At 63.7% G+C, this 21204-nt stretch carries 20 protein-coding genes; 15 read left to right on the forward strand and 5 right to left on the reverse strand.

All coding sequences use genetic code 11. The annotated features are described in order from the left end of the window. Positions 1-135 precede the first annotated feature (135 nt). From PWG15_RS12155 to PWG15_RS12170, 4 genes are read left to right on the forward strand one after another with little or no spacing between them, the layout of a single operon-like run. Positions 136-1725: an ABC transporter substrate-binding protein gene (locus tag PWG15_RS12155; RefSeq protein WP_275020038.1), complete on the forward strand. Its 1590-nt coding sequence runs from the start codon at positions 136-138 to the stop codon at positions 1723-1725. Continuing rightward, a complete protein-coding gene (locus PWG15_RS12160; RefSeq protein WP_275020040.1) occupies positions 1725-2840 on the forward strand; it encodes an ABC transporter permease in 1116 nt (371 codons plus the stop codon). Before PWG15_RS12155 ends, PWG15_RS12160 begins: the two co-directional genes overlap by 1 nt. Further along, on the forward strand, positions 2837-3664 hold the full coding sequence (locus PWG15_RS12165) for an ABC transporter permease (RefSeq protein WP_275020042.1): 828 nt from the start codon (positions 2837-2839) through the stop codon (positions 3662-3664). The genes PWG15_RS12160 and PWG15_RS12165 overlap by 4 nt, the downstream gene beginning before the upstream one ends. Continuing rightward, complete coding sequence (locus PWG15_RS12170; protein WP_275020044.1) at positions 3657-5288, forward strand: ABC transporter ATP-binding protein; 1632 nt, start codon at positions 3657-3659, stop codon at positions 5286-5288. The genes PWG15_RS12165 and PWG15_RS12170 overlap by 8 nt, the downstream gene beginning before the upstream one ends. A gap of 139 nt (positions 5289-5427) precedes the next feature. Here the strand turns inward: PWG15_RS12170 and PWG15_RS12175 are convergent, their stop codons facing one another. Then, positions 5428-5685, reverse strand: coding sequence for a DUF1127 domain-containing protein (locus PWG15_RS12175; RefSeq protein WP_275020047.1), 258 nt, complete (start codon positions 5683-5685; stop codon positions 5428-5430). A 148-nt stretch (positions 5686-5833) separates the two neighbouring features. On the opposite strand from PWG15_RS12175, the gene PWG15_RS12180 reads away from it, so the two are divergent. Next, positions 5834-7264 (forward strand): LuxR C-terminal-related transcriptional regulator, encoded by a 1431-nt coding sequence (locus PWG15_RS12180; RefSeq protein WP_275020049.1) that lies wholly within the window; start codon positions 5834-5836, stop codon positions 7262-7264. 57 nt (positions 7265-7321) lie between these two features. Here the strand turns inward: PWG15_RS12180 and PWG15_RS12185 are convergent, their stop codons facing one another. Next, positions 7322-7663 carry a PAAR domain-containing protein gene (locus tag PWG15_RS12185; RefSeq protein ID WP_275020051.1) on the reverse strand — a complete coding sequence of 114 codons (342 nt, stop codon included), beginning with the start codon at positions 7661-7663 and terminating at the stop codon, positions 7322-7324. Between the two features lie 58 nt (positions 7664-7721). After that, entirely contained in the window at positions 7722-8516 is a 795-nt protein-coding gene (locus PWG15_RS12190) for a helix-turn-helix domain-containing protein (protein WP_275020052.1), read from the reverse strand. A 209-nt stretch (positions 8517-8725) separates the two neighbouring features. Between PWG15_RS12190 and PWG15_RS12195 the strand changes: the two genes are divergently transcribed. From PWG15_RS12195 to PWG15_RS12225, 7 genes are all read left to right on the forward strand, one after another. Next, positions 8726-10282, forward strand: coding sequence for an ABC transporter substrate-binding protein (locus PWG15_RS12195; protein ID WP_275024413.1), 1557 nt, complete (start codon positions 8726-8728; stop codon positions 10280-10282). A gap of 131 nt (positions 10283-10413) precedes the next feature. Then, entirely contained in the window at positions 10414-12408 is a 1995-nt protein-coding gene (locus PWG15_RS12200) for a CocE/NonD family hydrolase (RefSeq protein WP_275020054.1), read from the forward strand. A gap of 118 nt (positions 12409-12526) precedes the next feature. After that, on the forward strand, positions 12527-13021 hold the full coding sequence (locus PWG15_RS12205; protein ID WP_275020055.1) for an HPP family protein: 495 nt from the start codon (positions 12527-12529) through the stop codon (positions 13019-13021). Continuing rightward, positions 13018-13584: a TetR/AcrR family transcriptional regulator gene (locus PWG15_RS12210; protein WP_275020058.1), complete on the forward strand. Its 567-nt coding sequence runs from the start codon at positions 13018-13020 to the stop codon at positions 13582-13584. The genes PWG15_RS12205 and PWG15_RS12210 overlap by 4 nt, the downstream gene beginning before the upstream one ends. 169 nt (positions 13585-13753) lie before the next feature. Beyond that, positions 13754-14218, forward strand: a complete 465-nt coding sequence (locus tag PWG15_RS12215) for an SRPBCC domain-containing protein (protein ID WP_275020060.1) — start codon at positions 13754-13756, stop codon at positions 14216-14218. Further along, on the forward strand, positions 14211-15809 hold the full coding sequence (locus tag PWG15_RS12220) for an MFS transporter (RefSeq protein WP_275020062.1): 1599 nt from the start codon (positions 14211-14213) through the stop codon (positions 15807-15809). The genes PWG15_RS12215 and PWG15_RS12220 overlap by 8 nt, the downstream gene beginning before the upstream one ends. Before the next feature lie 109 nt (positions 15810-15918). Then, the gene (locus tag PWG15_RS12225) at positions 15919-16338 is read left to right on the forward strand and encodes a GFA family protein (RefSeq protein WP_275020064.1); all 420 of its coding nucleotides are present in this window, start codon (positions 15919-15921) and stop codon (positions 16336-16338) included. A 22-nt stretch (positions 16339-16360) separates the two neighbouring features. On the opposite strand, the gene PWG15_RS12230 is transcribed toward PWG15_RS12225, so the two are convergent. Then, positions 16361-16762: an ACT domain-containing protein gene (locus PWG15_RS12230; protein ID WP_275024414.1), complete on the reverse strand. Its 402-nt coding sequence runs from the start codon at positions 16760-16762 to the stop codon at positions 16361-16363. Between the two features lie 154 nt (positions 16763-16916). Here PWG15_RS12230 and msrA point away from each other — a divergent pair, with 154 nt between their 5' ends. After that, positions 16917-17639, forward strand: a complete 723-nt coding sequence (gene msrA, locus PWG15_RS12235) for a peptide-methionine (S)-S-oxide reductase MsrA (RefSeq protein WP_275020066.1) — start codon at positions 16917-16919, stop codon at positions 17637-17639. A 42-nt stretch (positions 17640-17681) separates the two neighbouring features. On the opposite strand, the gene PWG15_RS12240 is transcribed toward msrA, so the two are convergent. Continuing rightward, positions 17682-18596: an alpha/beta hydrolase gene (locus PWG15_RS12240; protein ID WP_425536760.1), complete on the reverse strand. Its 915-nt coding sequence runs from the start codon at positions 18594-18596 to the stop codon at positions 17682-17684. Positions 18597-18756: 160 nt separating this feature from the next. Between PWG15_RS12240 and PWG15_RS12245 the strand changes: the two genes are divergently transcribed. Together PWG15_RS12245 and PWG15_RS12250 are read left to right on the forward strand one after the other, a co-directional pair. Continuing rightward, a complete protein-coding gene (locus tag PWG15_RS12245) occupies positions 18757-19665 on the forward strand; it encodes a LysR family transcriptional regulator (RefSeq protein ID WP_113540408.1) in 909 nt (302 codons plus the stop codon). Between the two features lie 160 nt (positions 19666-19825). Continuing rightward, entirely contained in the window at positions 19826-20986 is a 1161-nt protein-coding gene (locus PWG15_RS12250; protein WP_275020071.1) for an ABC transporter substrate-binding protein, read from the forward strand. Positions 20987-21204 lie beyond the last annotated feature (218 nt).

Here is a 21204-nt window from a genome sequence, read left to right on the forward strand (position 1 = left end):
AAGGAGAAAAGGCACCCAGACCAGCAACAAGCGGCCGTCCGGGCCGATCCGAAAGCCATCGATACAATGGCGATACGCAGCAATCTCTAACAACCACAACGAACGGCGAATGCCGACACAGAAGGGAACAGGGGAATGAGCGATTACAAGGATTACCTCACACGACAGGTCATGCTCGGCAAGATGAACCGGCGCGAGTTTCTCGGCCGCGCGGCTGCTGCCGGCATTCTCGCCTCGACGGCCGGCACTTTGTTTGCCACCAGCGCTGCAGCGCAGGAGCCCAAGCGCGGCGGCCATCTGAAACTCGGCCTTGAAGGTGCAGCGGCCACCGACTCGAAGGACCCGGCCAAGGCACTGTCGCAGTTCATGTTCGTCGTCGGCCGCAACTGGGGCGACATGCTGGTCGAAAGCCATCCGACAACGGGTGCACCGGTGCCGGCGCTTGCCGAATCCTGGGAGCCGTCCGCCGACGCATCGACATGGACCTTCACCATCCGCAAGGGCGTGAAATTCCATGACGGCAAGGAACTGACGCTCGACGACGTCATCAAGACCCTGCAGCGCCATACCGACGAAAAGTCGGAGTCCGGCGCGCTTGGCGTGATGAAGTCGATCAAGGAGATCAAGGCCGACGGCGACAAGCTGGTGCTGGTGCTGACGGAAGGCAATGCCGACCTGCCGCTGCTTCTGACCGACTACCACCTGATCATCCAGCCCGGTGGCGGCATCGACAAGCCGGACGCGATGATCGGCACCGGCCCCTTCAAGGTCACGAGCTTCGAGGCCGGCGTTCGCGCCACCTTCGAGCGCAACGCCGACGACTGGCGGACGGACCGCGGCTACGTGGATTCGGTGGAACTGATCGCCATGAACGATGCGACCGCTCGCATCGCCGCCCTTTCGTCCGGCCAGGTGCACTACATCAACCGCGTCGACCCGAAGACGGTCAACCTTCTGAAGAAGGCGCCGACGGTCGAGATCCTGAACACGTCAGGCCGCGGCCACTACGTGTTCATCATGCATTGCAACACGGCGCCTTTCGACAACAACGACCTGCGCATGGCGCTGAAATATTCGATGGACCGCGAAACCATGGTCCAGCGCATCCTCGGCGGCTACGGCAAGGTCGGCAACGACTTCCCGATCAACGACACCTATGCCCTCTTCCCCGAAGGCATCGAGCAGCGGGCCTATGACCCGGACAAGGCGGCCTTCCACTACAAGAAGTCCGGCCACAGCGGTCCGGTCCTCCTGCGCACCTCCGACGTCGCCTTCCCGGGTGCGGTCGACGCGGCCGTGCTCTACCAGGAAAGCGCCAAAAAGGCGGGCATCGAGATCGAGGTCAAGCGCGAGCCGGGCGACGGCTACTGGACCAACGTCTGGAACGTCCAGCCCTTCTCGACGTCCTACTGGGGCGGCCGTCCGACCCAGGACCAGATGTACTCGACCGCCTATCTTTCGACTGCCGACTGGAACGACACCCGCTTCAAGCGCCCGGACTTCGACAAGCTCCTGCTCGAAGCCCGTGCCGAGCTCGACGAGGCAAAGCGCAAGGACATGTACCGTACCATGGCCATGACGGTGCGTGACGAAGGCGGCCTGATCCTGCCGATGTTCAACGACTTCGTGAACGCCTCCACCAAGCAGGTGAAGGGCTACGTGCACGATATCGGCAACGACATGTCGAACGGCTACGTCGCAACCCGGGTCTGGCTGGACGCATGATGATGGAAAGCGGACCGCTCACTGGTCCGGTTTCGACGGATGGAACCGCGGGTGCAACACACCCGCGGTCTGCCGAACTTTCCGGAGTACCAGCAAAACCCAACCCTGCCGCCAGCCAAAGCGAAATCGGTGGCACCTTCTGGCGGCGCTTCACCTTCCGTCGCCCTCTCGCGGCGCTGATCCTGCAGCGCCTCGGCTTGAGCGTCGGCCTTCTCTTTGCCGTATCTCTGATGATCTTTGGCGGCATCGAGGCGCTGCCGGGCGACTTCGCCACCACGTATCTTGGCCAGTCGGCAACGCCGCAGGCGGTTGAAAACATCCGCAAGGATCTCGGCCTCGACAAGCCCTGGACCGAGCGCTACCTCTCCTGGCTCGGCGGCGCCGTTCAGGGCGATTTCGGCACCTCCTGGGCCAGCAAGAACTCGGTCGGCGAGCAGATCAGCAAGCGGCTCGGAAACTCGCTGTTCCTCGCCTTCTTCGCGGCCTTCGTGTCTGTACCGCTCGCCGTCGGCCTCGGCATGCTGGCGGTGCAGTTCCGCAACCGGCTGCCCGACAAGATCATCAACGTCGTCTCGCTTGCGGCCATATCCCTGCCCGAGTTCTTCGTCGGCTATCTGCTGATCATGTTCTTCGCGGTCAAATACGGCGTCGCGACCTTCCCCGCGACCGTCTATGACAGCATGAGCTTCACCGAGCGGCTCTCGGCGATCGCGCTACCTGTCGCAACGCTCGTTCTCGTCGTTCTCGCCCATATGATGCGCATGACCCGGGCTGCGATCCTCAACGTCATGTCCTCGGCCTATGTCGAGACGGCGGAGTTGAAGGGCCTCGGCATGTTCCGCATCATCGCGCGCCATGCGGCTCCCAACGCCGTGGCGCCGGTCATCAACGTCATTGCGCTCAACCTTGCCTATCTCGTCGTCGGCGTCGTCGTTGTCGAGGTGGTCTTCGTCTATCCCGGCATGGGGCAATACATGGTGGATGCGGTGACCGTGCGTGACATGCCGGTCGTTCAGGCCTGCGGCCTGATCTTTGCCGCCTTTTACATCTTCCTGAACATGGCGGCCGACATTCTCGCGATCATCGCCAACCCGAGACTGAGGCATCCGCGATGAACCTGAGATCCATCCCCTTCAGCGCCTGGATCGGCATCGCCGGCATCGCGATTGCGATCTTCTGCGCCGTCTTTGCACCCGTCATCGCCCCCTTCGGCGAACGCGACGTCGTCGGCGACGTCTGGCTTCCGGCCGGCGGCGACTTTCTGCTCGGCACCGACAATCTCGGCCGCGACCTGCTCTCGCGTCTGATCTATGGCGCCCGTACCACGATCTTCGTGGCGCTGGCGGCAACCGTGCTCTCCTTCTCGCTGGGCATGCTCCTGAGCTTCACGGCGGCCGTCGTCGGCGGCTTCACCGACCAGCTTTTCTCCCGCTTCAACGACCTGATGATGGCGATCCCGACACTGATCTTCGCCCTCGTCGTTCTCGCCGTGCTGCCGCAGCATCTGTGGATCCTGATCCTGGTGATGGCGGTGCTCGACAGTACCCGCGTCTTCCGCATCGGCCGCGCCGTTGCGCTCGATGTCGCGGTCATGGAGTTCGTCGAAGCGGCACGGCTGCGCGGCGAAGGTTCGCTCTGGATCATCTTCCGCGAGATCCTGCCGAACACGCTGTCGCCGCTCTTGGCCGAGTTCGGCCTGCGCTTCGCCTTCTCGATCCTGTTCCTCTCCACCCTCTCCTTCCTCGGCCTCGGCATCCAGCCGCCGGCAGCGGACTGGGGCGGCATGGTCAAGGACAACAAGGACGGCATCATCTTCGGTATCTCGGCAGCGCTCATCCCGGGGGCCGCGATCGCCACACTCGCGATCTGCGTCAACCTGGTGGTCGACTGGCTGATGAAGAGAACCTCCAGCCTCAAGGGAGGACGCGGCGATGCCTGAGATGCTCTCCGTCAAGAACCTCAAGATCGAAGCGACCAGCTATCCGCCGGGCGAGCCGCCCAAGGTCGTCACCCTCGTCGAGGGCGTCTCCTTCGACGTTGAGAAGGGCAAGGTGCTCGGGCTTATCGGCGAGTCCGGCGCTGGCAAGTCGACCATCGGGCTTTCGGCGCTCGCTTACGGCCGCGGCGGCGTGCGCATCACCGGCGGCAAGGTCCTGCTCGACGGCAAGGACATCCTGACGCTCGACAGGAACGGCATCCGCTCCATCCGCGGCGCCCGTGTCTGCTACGTCGCACAGTCGGCGGCCGCCGCCTTCAACCCGGCCCACAGGCTCGGCGACCAGGTGATCGAGGCGTCGCTCCGCCACGGCATCATGAGCCGCGAGGAGGCAAAGAAGCGGGCGCTCTATCTCTTCCGAGTGCTGGGTTTGCCCAATCCCGAAACCTTCGGCGAGCGCTATCCGCATCAGGTCTCCGGCGGCCAGCTGCAGCGTGCCATGACCGCCATGGCGCTCTGCCCCAATCCGGAGCTGATCGTCTTCGACGAGCCGACGACCGCACTCGATGTGACGACCCAGATCGACGTACTGGCCGCAATCAAGCATGCGATCGAGGAGACGCATACGGCGGCACTCTACATCACCCATGATCTCGCGGTCGTCGCCCAGATTTCCGACGACATCATGGTGTTGCGCCACGGCAAGACAGTGGAATACGGCAGCACCCAGCAGATCATCGAGGCGCCGCGGGAAGATTACACCCGCGCGCTCGTCAGCGTGCGTCAGACCAAGCGTGATGAAGCGCCTGATCAGACCGGGACGCAGCTGAAGATCGAACATATCAGCGCCGGCTACGCCAATGGCTTCAAGGTGCTGCACGACGTTTCGATGCATCTACCGAAGGGGCAGACCCTGGCGATCGTCGGCGAAAGCGGCTCGGGCAAGTCCACCCTTGCCCGCGTCATCACCGGCCTTTTGCCGCCGACCGAGGGCCGCATCACCTTCGAGGGCAAGGAACTGCCGCGCGCCCTGAAGGGCCGCAGCAATGACGAGCTGCGCCGCATCCAGATGATCTACCAGATGGCGGATACCGCGATGAACCCGCGCCAGACGGTGCGCGACATCGTCGGCCGGCCGCTCTCCTTCTACTTCGGCCTGCACGGCCAGAAGAAGACGGAGCGGGTGAACGAGCTCCTGGACCAAATCGAGATGGGCAGCCGCTTCCTCGATCGCTATCCGGCCGAACTTTCCGGCGGGCAGAAGCAGCGCGTGGCGATCGCACGCGCCTTGGCGGCCAAGCCCGAGCTGATCCTATGCGACGAGCCGACCTCGGCGCTCGATCCGTTGGTGGCCGAAGGCATCCTGAATCTGCTTTTGAAGCTTCAGGAGGAAACCGCTGTTTCCTATGTCTTTATCACCCACGACATCGCCATCGTCCGTGCGATCGCCGACAGCGTAGCGGTCATGCACCGCGGCCGCCTCGTGCGCTTCGGGCCGAAGTCGAAGGTGCTGTCGCCGCCCTTCGACGATTATACCGACCTCCTGTTGAAGTCGGTACCGGAGATGGAGATCGGTTGGCTGGAGCGTGTCCTGAAGACGCGAAGGATGGAGAGCGCCGGAAACTAAGGGCGCCGAGGAAAATGCGCGTCGCCCGTTACAGGGCGAGATCGGAAGGGAAGCCGACCGTGTATGGGCGATCGGCTTCCCTGCCCCCAATGCCGCGTCAGGACGCGACCGGCGCATTCACGCTTCGCGTGAGCTCGCGTCAATGCTCCCAGAAATGCTTCTTCACCTCGCTATCGACCTGCTTTTCGGTCAGGCCGATATCATCGATCAGCTCCGGCGCATCGACCGCCATATGGGCAAGCTGGTCGCGGTAGTGCTGGCGATCGTCCCACATGGCAAACAGACGCTTTGGATGAAACCACCTGGTGATGCGGCCATCGCCGGGCTCGGACGTCTGTTCGACGTCCTCGGATACGGCGTGGTAGAAGTCGGACATGCCTGACAGTAGCTTGCTCATGGTCGTCCTCCCACGTGATGTTCAGCGCAAACTCTAGCCTCATAGGGCTATGCGGCAATCGCACATGTGCGGTGTTTTGCGTCCAGCATTTGTAGTATTTTGCTTAAGCCGCAGCAGAACGAACAGCTGGAACGACAAGGAGGCAGGTATGGCCCGCATCCTGACGCGTCGCTTTGTGCCTGCGGTCCTGTCGGATCGCGAGCGCGCGGTCGCCGAGCGCTTTGCTGCCGGCCTGACCTATCGCCAGATCGGCGAAGCGCTCTGCATCGCGCCATCGACGGTGCGTAGCCACCTTGCGACGATCTATGGCAAGCTCGGCGTTCGCAACAAGATCGAGCTGGCGTCGGAGATAGCGGGGCCACCGGAGGGAACGATCGAGGCGGCGGCCGAGCAAGGACCACCGGTCCTCGCCCTGTTCCCGATCGAAAGCCTCAACGAGGAGCAGCGCTGGAACCGGTTTGCCGACGGCCTGTCATCGGATATCTGCGTCGATCTTGCGCGTTACGCGGATGTGCCCGTCGTCGCCTTCCACACCATGAAGCAGTTGGGCAACCGTGCGGAGAGCTACGACGACCATGTCCAGGCCGTCGGCGCGACCTATGCGGTGACCGGCCAAGTGCGCGCCGACGAGCGACAGGTGCGGCTGACGATCCAGCTCTCGGAAACGCGCTCCGGCATGACGCTCTGGAGTGAGCGCTACGACCGGCCGATCGGTGACATACTCGCGCTTCAGGACGATTTGACGGAGGGCGTCGTCAACGCGCTGGCGGGCTGCTTCGGCAGGCTTGCCGCCCTTGGACGCAATGCGAGCCGCAAGAAGGCGCCCTCGAGCCTGCACTCCTACGATTATTACCTTCTCGGGGTCGAAGAGCTCAACCGGTTCAGCCCGGAGGGAAACGCCGCGGCGATCCGCCTCCTCAGGCGGTCGCTGGAATTGGACCCCGCACGGGTAAGGGCCTGGACCGAACTGGCCTATGCCCACGCCGTCCAGGCGTGCAACGGCTATGGCAGCGATCTTGATACGACCATCGGGAACTGGCGATCGGCGATCGAACAGGCCATCAGGCTCGATCCGACGAACCCGTTCGCCCACACCTGCCTTGGCGATCTCAAGGCCTGCATGGGTGATCTCAAGGGTGCGGCCGACGCCCAAGATGTCGCCTTCCGGCACGGCAAGCACAATGCCGACACGCTGGCGCTGCTCGCCGGAAGCAAGGCTTTGGTGGCCGGAGATCCGGACGAAGCACTATCGCTGATCGAAAAGGCGATGTCCCTCAATCCCCTGGCGCCGCCCTGGTACTACGGCATGCTCGGCCGCACCCTGTTCGTCGCCGGACGCCATGCGGAGAGCCTGTCGGCGCTGGGACGCAGTTCGCAGGAAGCGCCGAACACCCTCATGTTCCAGGCGATGGCCCAGGCGTTTGTCGGACAATCATCCGAAGCGGCAAGCACCGCGCTGAGGCTTAAGACCGAGTTTCCGCTTTTCTCGGTCGAACGCTTCATCGCCGGCTACCCGGTCACCAACCCTCCGGCCCTGCGGGCGGTGCAGGAAGGATCCCGGCTGGCAATGTTCGACTAGGCGGCAGACAACGTGGAGCACGCGGCCGAGCGGCCTCGGCAGAACTGTGGGCAGTACCTACTTCTGTCGGCAGTCGACGTCGCCCACCCTCTGCGCCGCCTCACCTTCAAAGGTCACCGTCGCCTCGGCCTTCGCCACGCAATCGCCCTTGGCGCCGCTGCCGGCACGGAAATGCACGACGGGCTGGCCCTCGATCATGATGCTTGGCACCACCTCGTAAAGTTCAGGCGGGCAATTGGCGACGTCGGAGAGCCTGAGCGCCGGCTGGCCGCCGATCATGACGCTGGAGGCGCCCGAAAGCGCGCAGGACGGGATCGGCGCCCACGCCTCGTCAGCCATCACGGACGGAGCCGGCACGGCAAACCAAAGGCAGGCGGTGACGGCCGCTACAGCTTTCATGACCTCTTCTCCAATTGTCCCCTTGCCGGTGCAACCATCGCACGGCCGCGCCCCCGCCTCAATATTCGCTCGGCACGGTCAAAAGCTCGGCACCGGGCGCATCGAGGAAAGCGCGGACCGTCTGCGGCATATGACGTGAGGCGAAGGACAGCACACCGCAGCGCGAGAGCATCTGGCGCAGGTCCGGCTGGGCCCCAAGAGATCGCCAGATCATCCGGGACGCATAGGGCAGGTTCTCCTTGCGCCAGGAGACACCCATGGTGGTGCCGCGCAGATAGACGCGCTGGTGCACCTCGAACGGCAAAAGGATCGTCTGCGCCAGCATCGGTTCGCGCCCGATGCTGCGCTCGGCGACGAAGATGCGGTTTCGCCAGAAGGTGACGAGACCGACATATTTCGAAAACTGCTGGATCTCGTTGGCAGGGTCGCGGATGCGCTCGATGGATTTGACCCGGATCGAGCCTGCCTCCTCGTAGATCCGGGCGCAGGAGCACACGACCAGCCCCGGCCAGGAGAGCGAAACATGGTAAGTCTGATAGTAGCCGATATGGCGCCTCAAGCCCGCGATGTCGCCGGGGAAGCCTTCGAGCAACAGGCTGGCATCCGAGCGATCGCGGTCCGGTCGCGTCATGCGCGCCTCGAACTGTTTTGCCGGCAGCGCGAAGTCTTCTGCCGCCAGTCCGAAGAAGCGGGCGATGCGTGCGACATTGTGCGCTGACGGCCGCGCTTCGCCACCGATGTAGCGATTGAACTGCTGCCGGTTGATGCCGATCTCGCGGCAGATCTGCGAGATCGAACGTCGTGTCGCGCAGGCGAACCTGAGGTTGGCCGAGAAGATTTCGATGTCCTGCACTGTGCTATCTGCCCTCACCCTGGCGCCAGCCGCCTTGACGCAAGCAGGCGGCGAAGGCGGCAGCGTAAAACCGCGTAAAAAAGCGTCAAGTCGCGAAATTGTGCACGCTCCTGCAGCCGCTAGGTTTTCCCGATAAACATTTCACCAAAGGGAACCCTAGAATGACCGAATTCACGAAGCGACCCGACGGCCTTCTCGTCCCCGCGAGCATGGCTTCGACCGGCATCAGCCGGCGCGGCTTTCTGGCGGGTACCGCAGCGCTTGGCCTTGCGGCCGGCCTCGGCGCAACGCTTGGCGCAAGCGACGCGCGGGCTGAGGAGCCGAAGCGCGGCGGCCATCTAAAGCTCGGTCTCAAGGGCGGCGCCACCACCGATTCGCTCGACCCGGCCACCTATAGCGGCTCGGTCCTGTTCGTCATCGGTCATCTCTGGGGCGATACACTGGTCGAATCCGATCCGAAGACCGGTGCGCCGCTGCCGGCCCTTGCCGAATCCTGGACCCCTTCGGCGGATGCGTCCGAGTGGACCTTCAAGATCCGCAGCGATGTCAGCTTCCACGACGGCAGCAAGCTGACGGTTGCCGACGTCGTTGCCACGCTGAAGCGCCATGCGGACGAAGGCTCGAAGTCCGGCGCGCTCGGGCTGATGCGCTCGATCAAGACGATCGAGGAAAAGGCAGGGGCGCTTGTGCTGACGCTGACCGAAGGCAATGCCGACCTGCCGCTGCTTCTGACCGACTATCACCTGATCATCCAGCCAAAGGGTGGCGTCGACAATCCGGCCTCGCCCATCGGCACCGGCCCCTACAAGCTTACGAGCTACGAAGCGGGTCTGCGCTCGACCTTCGAGAAGAACGCCGACGACTGGCGCTCGGACCGCGGTTTCGTCGACAGCGTCGAGATCATCGTGATGAACGACACGACGGCGCGCATTGCGGCGCTTTCCTCCGGTCAGGTTCACTTCATCAACAACATCGACCCGAAGACCGTGCCGCTCCTCAAGCGCGCGCCGCGCGTCGAGATCCTGCGTACCGCCGGCAAGGGCTTCTACAGCTTCCTGATGCATTGCGACACGGCGCCCTTCGACAACAACGACCTGCGACTTGCGCTGAAATACGCGATTGACCGTCAGGCCATCCTCGACCGGGTGCTCGGCGGTTTCGGCACGCTCGGTAACGACTATCCGGTCAACGGCAACTATGCGCTTGCACCCGAAGGCATCGAGCAGCGGGCCTATGACCCAGACAAGGCCGCCTTCCACTTCAAGAAGTCGGGCTACGACCGGTCGATCCTGCTGCGAACCTCGGACGCGGCCTTCCCGGGTGCCGCCGATGCGGCTGTTCTCTTCCAGGAAAGCGCCAAGAAGGCCGGCATCGAAATCGAAGTGCGGCGCGAGCCCGAGGACGGCTACTGGACCAACGTCTGGAACGTGCAGCCCTTCTGCGCCTCTTACTGGGGCGGCCGGCCGACGCAGGATTCGCGCTACTCGACGTCGTACCTGTCCACCGCCGAATGGAACGACACGCGCTTCAAGCGCGAGGATTTCGACAAGCTGCTGCTTCAGGCCCGCTCCGAGCTCGACGACGCAAAGCGCAAGGAGATGTACCACACCATGGCAATGACGGTGCGCGACGAAGGCGGCCTGATCCTGCCGGTCTTCAACGATTACGTGAACGCCGCTTCGGCCTCACTCAAGGGCTTCGTCGACGACATCGGCAACGACCTTTCCAACGGCTACGTCGGCAGCCGCGTCTGGTTCGACAGCTAGGCAATTCCAGCGAAAGTGCCGCGCGGTTTCGTATCCGGGATCGCGAACAGCAATGGAACAACTCCAGAAAATGCGGGACGCGATTTTGCGTCCCGTATTGCCCAAGAGAACAAAGAGATAGCTAGAACGACATGTCCGAACGTGAATTCACTGTGATCGAAAACGAATGGATCCGGCTGAAGGACGGCACCGAACTCGCCGCCCGCATCTGGATGCCCGCTGGCGCGGAAGCCGACCCGGTTCCGGCTGTGCTTGAATACCTGCCCTATCGCAAGCAGGGCGGCACCAGCCTGCGCGACGAATCCACCTATCCCGTCTTTGCCGCCGCCGGCATTGCCGGCGTTCGCGTCGACATCCGCGGCTCCGGCGAGAGCGAAGGCGTCATCGATGGCGAATATACGCCGCGCGAGCTTTCGGACGGCTGCGAGATCGTCGAATGGATCGCCGCGCAGCCGTGGTCCAACGGCAAGGTCGGCATGATGGGCATCTCCTGGGGCGGCTTCAACTGCCTGCAGGTCGCAGCCTTGAGGCCACCGGCACTGAAGGCCGTCATCTCGATCGCTTCCACCGTCGACCGCTACAACGACGACATCCACTACAAGAACGGCTGCCATCTCTCCGCCCAACTGTCCTGGGCGGCGACCATGCTCGGCTACCAGTCGCGCTCGCCCGACCCGGCGATCGTCGGCGACCGCTGGAAGGAAATGTGGCTGGAGCGGCTGGAGAACGAGCCCTTTTTCATGGAGGAGTGGCTGGAGCACCAGCGCCGCGATGCCTTCTGGCAGCACGGCTCGATCTCAGACGATTTCGACAAGGTCGCGATCCCGGCGCTCGTCATCGCCGGCTGGGCCGACGGCTATCGCAACACACCGCTGAAGGCGGTCGCGGGCCTCGGCGGCAAGGCGAAGGCTCTCATCGGCCCCTGGGTGCACAAATATCCGCATTTCGCCTTCCCGAAGCCGCGTGCCGATTTTCATGGCGAAGCGATCCGCTGGTGGAACCGCTGGCTGCGCGACGAGAAGAATGGCGCCGAGGAAGGGCCGCAGGTGCGTGCCTATATTCTCGACGGGCCACGCCCGTCGCTCCGCCGCGACAGCGATCCCGGCCGCTGGGTGGCAAAGGACGCCTGGGCATCACCGGAAATGCAGCTCTTCGGCATCTCCCATGATGGCCGGCTGACGCCCTCGTCCGGCGGTACCGGCGTCGGCGAGATCTACCTGAAATCGCCGCTCGATACCGGCACGGCATCCGGCGAGTACTTTACCTTGAAGCCCGACGCCGAAATGGCGGGCGACCAGCGCATCGACGATGCCGGCTCGCTCACCTTCGAGACGGCACCGCTGCTTGCATCCGCCGACTATCTCGGCCAGCCGACGCTGACAGTCGACGTCACCTGCCAGGCGCCAACGGCCAATCTCGCCGTCCGCCTCGTCGACGTACATCCGGATGGTACCGCGACCCGCGTCGCCTTCGGTGTCCTCAATCTGGCGCATCGCGACGGCAACGCCAGCCCGCGGGCAATGGAGCCGGGCCGCAAGACGCGGATCACGCTTGTGCTCGACGCCTGTGGCTATCGCTTCCGCCCGGGCAACCGCATCCGCGTGTCGCTCTCCACCTCCTACTGGCCGCTGATCCTGCCATCGCCCACCGATCCGGGTCTCACGATCGACACATCAAGCCTGTCGCTGGCGCTGCCCCTGCTCGGCGCGCACCGCGAGATCGTGGTGCACGAGCCGGAAAACCCAGATCCGCTGCCGAAGTACCGCGAACTGACACGCGGTACTTCGAGCCGCACCGTCGAGCGCGACATGACCCACGGCATGACGCACTATCGGATCTACGAGGATACCGGCCTCTCCGAGCATCCACAGACCGGCCTTTCAACGCAGGACATCCGCGATGAAACCTGGTCGATCGCGCCCGACGATCCGCGCTCGATGATCGGGACCTCGACCTGGACCTGCGTTGCCAAGCGTGACGGCTGGTCGGTGCGCACGGTTTCGACCTCGACGCTCCACTGCAGCGAAAGCGAGTGGATCACCGAGGCTGAAGTGGTCGCCTACGAAGGCGAAACGCGGATCTTCGAGAAGCACTTCAAGAAGCGCATCCCTCGCGATTTCATGTGAGGTTCGCCTGGAACGGGCCGGCGGTTGGCCGCCGCCGCGTCCAGTCCGGCAGCACCCTCTTGACTTCATTGGCGCGCCATTGTACCAATCGGTAAACACTTGACCGATTGGTACACACATGCGTCACTTCTTCTCGCGTCACCAGCCTCCCGTTCATATCAACCGCGGCCTCATCGCCGGCATCGGTGGCCTTGTCGCCATTGCCGCCGTAGGCGCGCTCACCAATCTTGTCGGCCATCCCATGCTGATGGCGCCCTTCGGCGCCAGCTGCGTGCTGATCTTCTCGGTCGCATCAAGTCCCCTGTCGCAGCCGGCCAATGTCGTCGGCGGTCATGTCGTCGCGACGCTCGTCGGCCTAATCCTGAGAGCGATTTTCCCCAACGAATGGTGGGCCGTCGCGATCGCCGTGGGCGCGGCAATCGCGCTGATGGCGGCACTGCGCATCACCCACCCCCCGGCAGGCGCCAATCCGCTCGTCGTCTTTGCCGCCGATCCCGGCTTCGAGTTCCTGCTCTTTCCGGTGCTGACCGGCTCGCTGATCCTCGTTGCCGTCGGCGCCCTCTTCCATCGCTTCGCCAAGGTGGAATATCCGCTGGTGAGGAAACCGGCATGAGCCGCATCGTCACTGAGCGAAAGGACGTTATCGCGACGCTCGCGGAGACCTTTCGCGAACATGGCTATGATGGCACGAGCCTCAGCCTGATCACCGAGAAGACCGGCCTCGGCAAGGGCAGCCTCTACCACTTCTTCCCGGGCGGGAAGGAGGAGATGGCCGAAGCCGTGCTTGGCGACATTGCAGCCTGGTTCCGCACCCACATCTTCGACGCGCTGCGCGACACGGAAAGTCCTGAGCAAGCGCTGGAGACGATGTTTGCCGGCGTCGACAGCTATTTCCGCCAGGGCCGCAGACTCTGCCTGATGGGGGTGATCGCGGCAAGCGGTGCCCACGACCGCTTCGCGCGCGAACTCAACGGTTACTTTTCCGATTGGCGCGCCGATCTCGCCGCAACGCTCGAACGCGCCGGTACGCCAAGGGCGGAATGCAACGCACTCGCCGAGGAAATCGTTGGCGGCATTCAGGGCGCGCTGATCCTCGCTCGCAGCCTCAACGACCCCGGCGCCTTCGGCCGGGTGCTTGCCCGGCTGAAGACGCGGTGCCTGCCCGCAGCCTCGTGAAAAGTAAGCGACGGCTAGGACCACTGTCCCTGCCCGCCAAATTGACAAAAATCAGATCGCCGTTTGACCCTGCCTTGACAAGCGCCTTTGCGCCCAGATATTAACCGACAAGTTAAATAACTATACGGTTAAAGGCTGGGCGCATTGGGGCGCCCTGGGAGGAGGCTTCATGACAGCGGCGACCGCGAACGCAACGCGCAAGGATATCGGACTGGAAATCGTGCGCGACTTCGAAGCGCCGGTGAGCCTCGTCTTCAAGGTCTGGTCGACGCCCGAGCACATGCTGCGCTGGTGGGGACCACGTGATTTCACGCCGCATTCGGTCAGCATGGACTTCCGTCCGGGCGGCGCGTGGCGCGCCTGCATCCGCTCGCCCGAAGGCCAGGACTACTGGATGAGCGGCGTCTATCGCGAAGTGCGCGAGCCGGAAAAGCTCGTCTTCACCTTCGCCTGGGATGAAGACGGCGCGCCCGGCGCCGACACGCTGATCACCGTTTCCCTCGCCGATATCGGCGGCAAGACGCGGCTGGTCTTCCAGCAAACACCATTCGAGACTGTCGAAGAGCGCGACTCGCACCAGGAAGGCTGGGGCGAGTGCCTCGAGCGGCTCAGGGACTTTGTCGAACATGTCTGAGATCGCAAACCCGCAAAACCTTTCTGCGCCCGGTCCGAAGGCGACCCGGCGCGAGTGGATCGGGCTGGCCGTGCTGGCCCTGCCCTGCATGCTCTATTCCATGGACCTGACCGTGCTGAACCTCGCGGTCCCGCAACTGACCGAGGAACTGAAACCCTCAGCCGCCCAGCTCCTCTGGATCATCGACATCTACGGCTTCATGGTCGCTGGCTCCCTGATAACAATGGGAACGCTCGGTGACCGTATCGGCCGCCGGCGCCTGTTGATGATTGGTTCGATCGCCTTCGGCCTCGCCTCGATCTTCGCCGCCTTTGCCTGGAACGCCGAGACGCTGATCCTCGCGCGTGCCGTGCTCGGCATCGCCGCGGCAACGCTTGCGCCCTCCACTCTCTCATTGATCCGCAACATGTTCCTTGACGACAGGCAGCGTACCTTCGCGATCGGAGTCTGGCTTGCCAGCTTCTCCGCCGGCGGCGCCATCGGCCCCGTCGTCGGCGGGCTCATGCTGTCGCAGTTCTGGTGGGGCTCGGTTTTCCTGCTGGCAGTCCCCGTCATGGTGCTGATCCTGGTTCTGGGCCCGATCCTGCTGCCGGAGTTCCGCGATCCCGAGGCCGGCCGGATCGATCTCACCAGCGCCGCCCAGTCGCTCGTCGCCGTGCTTTCGGTGATCTACGGCGTGAAGCACATCGCCGAGGCAGGGCTCGACACGACGGCGATCTTCTTCATTCTGCTCGGAATTGCCGTCGCGATCCTGTTTGCACGGCGCCAGCTCCGTCTTGCCGACCCCCTGATCGATCTGGCGCTGTTCAAGACGCCAACCTTCAGTGCAGCACTCGGCGTCAACATCCTCGGCATGTTCGTCGGCTTCGGCGCTTTCCTGTTCGTTGCGCAGTATCTGCAGCTGGTGCTCGGGCTTTCGCCTTTCGTTGCCGGCCTCTGGTCGGTGCCGACAGGCGTCGCGATGATCCTCGCCTCCATGGGGGTGCCGGTGCTTGCGACACGCTTTGCCGCTTCCAATCTGATCGCCTCCGGTTTCGTTCTGGCGGCCGTCGGTTTTGCGATCTGCACCCAGGTCGGCACAACGAGCAGCCCGCTGCTCGTCACGACAGGTCTCGTCATCCTCTGCCTCGGCTTCGCCTCGATCGGCACGTTGACGACGGACATGATCGTCGGTTCCGCGCCGCCGGAACGTGCGGGTGCGGCCTCGGCGATCTCGGAAACCAGCTTCGAATTCGGCGGCGCGCTCGGCATCGCCGTGCTCGGCAGCCTGCTGACCTCGGCCTATCGCGGCCGCATGGACGAGCTGGTGGTGACCGGATTGCCGGAAGAAACGATCGCGGCGGCACGACAGACGCTGGGCGGCGCTGTCGCGGTCGCATCCGGCCTGCCGCCGGCAGACGCCGAACGGCTGCTGACGGCGGCGCGCGGCGTCTTCACCCAGTCCTTCGCCTTCACAGCTTCGATCTGCGTGTTCCTTTCGCTCGCCACCGCGCTCATGGCCTTCCTGCTCCTGCGCAAGGCGAGCGACGACGGCACGGGCGGAGATCCTGCGCTCGTCGATAAGGCGTCGCCGTCGGCCAACGTCGGATAGCCCCGCGGCGCAAACTGCCGCGGCATCGATACGGAAACAAGGCAGCGCCTCGGCGCCGGCAATCCTGCCGGCGAAAGGTGACGCGCGTCCAGAATCAGGGAGGAAACCGATGAAGAAGCTCTATCGCGGCAGCTGCCATTGCGGCGCCGTTACCTTCGCATGCCAGCTCGACCTTGCCGAGGGCATCCGCCGCTGCAACTGCTCCTTCTGCGCCAAGACGCGCATGCAGAAGGCCTTTGCCCTTCGTGAAGAATTCGAGATCACCGCCGGCAAGGACAGGCTCACGAGCTACCGTGCCGACAATTCGAGCTGGATCGAGGGCGATGTCGACCATTATTTCTGCAGCCGGTGTGGCGTCAGGCCCTTCTCGCGCGGCTACCACAAGGACTTCCTCGGCCACTTCTACGCGGTCAACGTCGCCTGCCTCGACGGCGTCAGCGACGCGCAGCTCGCCGAAGCGCCCATCATCTACGAGAACGGCCGCGCCGACGACCATTTCAATGCACCGGAAGACACGCGCTTCATGTAGTCGCCCGGCGAGCTCTCGAAAATCAGGCGATCGTCAGGGAGCGCAGGGCTGCCAGTGCGCGCTCGGCATCCGCTTCCGGCACGAAGATGTGGTCGTGATAATAGGCAGCGATCACATTGGCGCTGATGCCCTCGCGCGTCAGCGCCGCCGAAACCGCCGCCGTCAGACCAACGGCCTCGAGTGCTGAATGCACGTTGAGCGTAATGCGCCGAAGCAGCGGACCGTAATCGAGCCCCGCCTCGTCGGCGGCATCGCGGGCAAGCACCAAGGTGAGCCCTTCATCCTCGCGATAGGTGGCGAGCGGTTCCAGCATCTGGTAGCGCGCGGCATCGCGGTAGGCGACCGTGCAGTAGACATAGGTCTGCGGAAACAGCACCGGGTTCATCGTCGCCAACAGCTTCGCGAGATCCGTTTCTCCGGCCATGTCATTTCCCTGCATTGAAACTCTTCTGCTCGTGAAGTGGTAGCGGATCGTCACGTTGGCGTGAAGCACGCGATCGCGATTTGACCATTGTCATTCCCATGAAAACATGAGGTCATCGAAGCCCGGGCATGACGTCCGGCGATGGGAGGAAGCGATGGCGCGTAGCAGCAAATCGGCACATATCTCGGGCAGACCCGTCGTCACCTTGGCAATCGCCTTCGCCGCCCTGCTGGCATCTGCACCGCTTGCCGCCGCCCAGGAACCGCCCGTGGTCATCCCCCCGCCATCGCTCGATGAGAAGGCAGCCGTGTCGACGGAGATTGCCGTCTTCGCCGGTGGCTGCTTCTGGGGCGTGCAGGGCGTCTTCCAGCATGTGAAAGGCGTCCGCAAGGCCGTCTCCGGCTATTCGGGCGGCACGGCCGCGACTGCCGATTACGAGACCGTGAGCGGTGGCAAGACCGGCCACGCGGAATCAGTGGAAGTGACCTACGATCCGCGCGAGGTCACCTATGGGCGGCTGTTGCAGGTCTTCTTCTCCGTCGCCCACAATCCGACACAGCTCAACTACCAGGGGCCGGATCATGGCACCCAGTATCGATCGGCCGTTTTTGCAGTGACGTCGGAGCAGAAGCGCATCGCCGATGCCTATGTGGCCCAACTCGGCAAATCAGGCGCCTACCCGGCAGCGATCGTGACGGAAGTCTCGCCATTCAAGGGCTTCTACGCAGCCGAGGACTATCACCAGGATTTCCTGACACGAAACCCGACCCATCCCTACATCGTCTACAACGACCTGCCCAAGATCGAGAACCTCCGGGCGCTCTTCCCGCAAGCTTTCCGGACAAACCCGGTGCTCGTCTTCAAGGCGAAGAGCTAAGCCCCTTTTTCTCGGTAGACCTCCGTTGCACTGTTTCCTGCGTCAACGGGTGCCGACGAGAACCGCCACACCTTCCGCCAGCCGCCGAAAACCTTCGCGCGCGCCCTCGCTCATGTGCCGGGCCCGAAGCCAGGCATGGATCATCTGCGGCTCCTCGCGGAAGGTGACGTTGACGCCGGCGGTCGCAAGCCGCGCCGCATAGATGCGGGCATCGTCGCGCAAGGGATCGAAGAAGGCACCGGTGATATAGCTCGGCGGCAGGCCCGAAAGGTCCTTTTCCGCCAGAGGTGCGGCGAAGGGATTGTCGGCGGGCGCTTGCAGAATCTTGCGATAATAGCTGGTGTCGGCGGTCGTCAGCCCCGGTGCTTCGGCCATTTCTTCATAGGAGCCCGAGACCAGATCGCCACCAAGGCCCGGATAGATCAACACCTGGCCGACAATGCCCTTGAGCCCTTCCGCGCGGGCCTTGAGCACTATACCCGCCGTGAGATTGCCGCCGGCACTGTCGCCGGTAACGACGACGGGACGGCCGTCGGACAGAAGCGCCTGAAGCGCTGTGTAGCAGTCATCGAAGGCCGCCGGCCAGACATGCTCCGGCGCGAGCCGGTAGTCGACCGACACCAGCTCGGCCTTGGCAAAATCCGCAAGCTCGGCGCAGATCGCATCATGGCTGTCGAGCGAGCCGACGACGAAGCCGCCGCCATGGATGTAGTAGATCCGGGTATTGGTCGAAACCGTCGCCGGCCGATAGCGCCGGACCTTAATGCGACCGTCGACAAGCGTATCCTCGCGGGTGAGCCCGGCCGGGCTCGGTGCATCGAATTCGGCGCAGAGCGCGTCATACCATTTTCGCTGCTGCTCGATCGAGGCATCGACCGCATCGGTCGGATAGAAGTCCTCGCAGCGGCGGTGAAAGGCGAGTATCCCCTCTTCCGTCGGCATCGGCCGCTTGGTCATCTGGTCCACGTCATCCTCCCGCTGCTCCGCTTCCGCTCGCAGCTTAGCATCGGCAATCCCGCTGCCTGTCCGAAAACCGACATGACAGGAAAAAATCAGCGATCGATCCGCTTGCGTTTCGGCGCTTGCCAGCCTCGCCCCGCACCTATTAACTCGCGCCATGGCCTTCACATTTCGACAGTTGCAGTATTTCGTCGCCGTCGCCGAACAGGGTTCGATCACCCGTGCGGCACAGAACCTCTCGATCTCGCAATCCTCGATCACCGAAGCGATCAAGGAGCTGGAAGGCGATCTCGGCGTCGAGCTCTTCGACCGGCATCCGCGCGGCCTGTCGATCACCCACAATGGCCACCAGTTCCTGCGCCACGCCACCAAGATCCTCGCCAATGTCTCCGACGCCCGGCGCAGCTTTTCCGACAGCCGCGAAGAGACCGGCGGCAAGCTCAATCTCGGTGTTACCTCGCTGGTTGCCGGTTACGTGCTCTCCGATCTGCTCGCCCGCTATCGCCGCGCCTGCCCCGGCGTCGAAGTCAGCGCCATCGAGGACAACGGCTCCTATCTCGAACATCTCTTGATCGGCGGCGAGCTCGACGTCGCCGTCATGGTCATCTCCAACCTGCGCGATCGCATGGCACTGCAGGCCGAAATCCTCGAAACCTCGCCCTATCGCCTGTGGCTGCCGATCGGACATCCCTTGGTCAGTGCCGACATCATCTCCGTCAGCGATATCGCCAAGGAACCGCTGATCATGCTGACGGTGGATGAAATCGAGGAGAACACCGGCAAGCTTTTGACCGCACTCGGCGCCCGCCCGCACGTGGCGTTCCGCACCCGGTCCGTGGAAGCGGTGCGCAGCCTGGTCGCAACAGGCGCCGGGATCGCACTGCTGCCGGATCTCGTCTACCGCCCCTGGTCGCTTGAAGGCGACCGCATCGAAAGCCGCGATGTTTCGGGCGCGCTCCCCGTCGTGCAGGTCGGCATGGTCTGGCGCAAGGGTTCCGGGCTGCCGCAATCGGCACGCGATTTCGTCGGCATCGCCGAGGCGCTTCGAAGCGCCCGCCCGCGCTAACCCGCTGGTTTTTCTTGCTTTCAGGCGATTTCACGAGTTTGATATCGGAAAATCCGAAAGCGTCATTCTGTTTAATGAATTTGCGAATACGGTGAAACCAAGGCACGCTTCATTCTGGGAACGAAGCCGCAAAACGCGGCTCAAAACTGGGAGAATTCAGATGAAGCAGATGCTCAAATCCTGCACGGCATTGACCCTGTCGCTCGGCCTTGTCGCCCCGGCATTCGCGCAGGAGCCGCTGAAGGAACTCGGCAAGGGTGAAGGCGAACTCTCCATCGTCGCCTGGGCCGGCTACATCGAGCGCGGCGAGACCGACAAGAGCTACGACTGGGTCACGGATTTCGAAAAGCAGACGGGCTGCAAGGTCTCGGTGAAGACGGCCGCCACCTCGGACGAAATGGTGGCGCTGATGAACGAAGGCGGCTTCGACCTCGTCACCGCCTCGGGCGACGCCTCGCTCCGCCTGGTTGCCGGCAAGCGCGTCCAGCCGATCAACACCGATCTCATCCCCAGCTGGAAGACCATCGACGAGCGCATGCAGAACGCGCCGTGGTTCACGGTCAACGGCGTGCACTACGGCACGCCCTATGTCTGGGGCCCGAACGTGCTGATGTACAACAAGGACGCCTTCAAGGGCGACGCGCCGAAGAGCTGGAACGTCGTCTTCGAGGAAATGAACCTGCCCGACGGCAAGTCCAACAAGGGCCGCGTCCAGGCCTATGACGGCCCGATCCACGTGGCGGACGCTGCCAACTACCTGATGGCGCACAAGCCGGACCTCGGCATCAAGGATCCCTACGAACTCAACGAAGATCAATACAAGGCGGCCCTCGAGCTGCTTCGCGGCCAGCGCAAGCTGGTCGGCCGTTACTGGCACGACGCGATGATCCAGATCGACGACTTCAAGAACGAAGGCGTCGTCGCCTCCGGCTCCTGGCCGTTCCAGGTCAACCTGATGGAAGCCGAAAAGCTCCCGATCGCCTCGACTATTCCGGAAGAAGGCGTGACCGGGTGGGCCGACACGACTATGCTGCACGCCGATAGCCAGCATCCGAACTGCGCCTATATGTGGATGGAGCACTCGCTGTCGCCGAAGGTTCAGGGCGACGTTTCCGCCTGGTTCGGCGCCAACCCGTCCGTCGGCGCAGCCTGCAAGGGCAACGAGCTTCTGACCGATGCCGGCTGCAAGACCAACGGCTACGAGGACTTCGACAAGGTCAAGTTCTGGAAGACACCGGTGACGAAGTGCGCAAGCCAGGGTGAATGCGTGCCCTATCACCGCTGGGTATCCGACTATATCGGCGTGATCGGCGGCCGCTGAGCCGTCGCGACATATCGCAAGCATTTGCCCCTCACCCTGACCCTCTCCCCACGTGGGGAGAGGGAATGCCCTCGGCCAATCCGCAGGGCGTGACCTTGAGGCAAGAGGCCCGCCGCACGTCCCCTTCGCCCCGCTTGCGGGGAAAAGGTGCCCGGCAGGGCGGATGAGGGGCCCTTCCCTCGCCGTGGGGATGAGGGGCGCTTCCCCTCACCGCGGGA

The organism is Ensifer adhaerens (genome assembly GCF_028993555.1).
In the GTDB taxonomy this organism is placed as follows: domain Bacteria; phylum Pseudomonadota; class Alphaproteobacteria; order Rhizobiales; family Rhizobiaceae; genus Ensifer; species Ensifer adhaerens_I.

What these genes read in the sequence shown, in the direction of transcription:
- PWG15_RS12210 (WP_275020058.1), top strand. Translation starts at nt 13,018, where the DNA reads ATGAGCCGCATCGTCACTGAGCGAAAGGACGTTATCGCGACGCTCGCG.
- PWG15_RS12220 (WP_275020062.1), top strand. Translation starts at nt 14,211, where the DNA reads ATGTCTGAGATCGCAAACCCGCAAAACCTTTCTGCGCCCGGTCCGAAG.
- PWG15_RS12180 (WP_275020049.1), top strand. Translation starts at nt 5,834, where the DNA reads ATGGCCCGCATCCTGACGCGTCGCTTTGTGCCTGCGGTCCTGTCGGAT.
- msrA (WP_275020066.1), top strand. Translation starts at nt 16,917, where the DNA reads ATGGCGCGTAGCAGCAAATCGGCACATATCTCGGGCAGACCCGTCGTC.
- PWG15_RS12165 (WP_275020042.1), top strand. Translation starts at nt 2,837, where the DNA reads ATGAACCTGAGATCCATCCCCTTCAGCGCCTGGATCGGCATCGCCGGC.
- PWG15_RS12200 (WP_275020054.1), top strand. Translation starts at nt 10,414, where the DNA reads ATGTCCGAACGTGAATTCACTGTGATCGAAAACGAATGGATCCGGCTG.
- PWG15_RS12205 (WP_275020055.1), top strand. Translation starts at nt 12,527, where the DNA reads ATGCGTCACTTCTTCTCGCGTCACCAGCCTCCCGTTCATATCAACCGC.
- PWG15_RS12175 (WP_275020047.1), bottom strand. Translation starts at nt 5,685, where the DNA reads ATGAGCAAGCTACTGTCAGGCATGTCCGACTTCTACCACGCCGTATCC.
- PWG15_RS12195 (WP_275024413.1), top strand. Translation starts at nt 8,726, where the DNA reads ATGGCTTCGACCGGCATCAGCCGGCGCGGCTTTCTGGCGGGTACCGCA.
- PWG15_RS12230 (WP_275024414.1), bottom strand. Translation starts at nt 16,762, where the DNA reads ATGGCCGGAGAAACGGATCTCGCGAAGCTGTTGGCGACGATGAACCCG.
- PWG15_RS12240 (WP_425536760.1), bottom strand. Translation starts at nt 18,596, where the DNA reads ATGACCAAGCGGCCGATGCCGACGGAAGAGGGGATACTCGCCTTTCAC.
- PWG15_RS12215 (WP_275020060.1), top strand. Translation starts at nt 13,754, where the DNA reads ATGACAGCGGCGACCGCGAACGCAACGCGCAAGGATATCGGACTGGAA.
- PWG15_RS12185 (WP_275020051.1), bottom strand. Translation starts at nt 7,663, where the DNA reads ATGAAAGCTGTAGCGGCCGTCACCGCCTGCCTTTGGTTTGCCGTGCCG.
- PWG15_RS12160 (WP_275020040.1), top strand. Translation starts at nt 1,725, where the DNA reads ATGATGGAAAGCGGACCGCTCACTGGTCCGGTTTCGACGGATGGAACC.
- PWG15_RS12250 (WP_275020071.1), top strand. Translation starts at nt 19,826, where the DNA reads ATGAAGCAGATGCTCAAATCCTGCACGGCATTGACCCTGTCGCTCGGC.
- PWG15_RS12170 (WP_275020044.1), top strand. Translation starts at nt 3,657, where the DNA reads ATGCCTGAGATGCTCTCCGTCAAGAACCTCAAGATCGAAGCGACCAGC.
- PWG15_RS12225 (WP_275020064.1), top strand. Translation starts at nt 15,919, where the DNA reads ATGAAGAAGCTCTATCGCGGCAGCTGCCATTGCGGCGCCGTTACCTTC.
- PWG15_RS12245 (WP_113540408.1), top strand. Translation starts at nt 18,757, where the DNA reads ATGGCCTTCACATTTCGACAGTTGCAGTATTTCGTCGCCGTCGCCGAA.
- PWG15_RS12155 (WP_275020038.1), top strand. Translation starts at nt 136, where the DNA reads ATGAGCGATTACAAGGATTACCTCACACGACAGGTCATGCTCGGCAAG.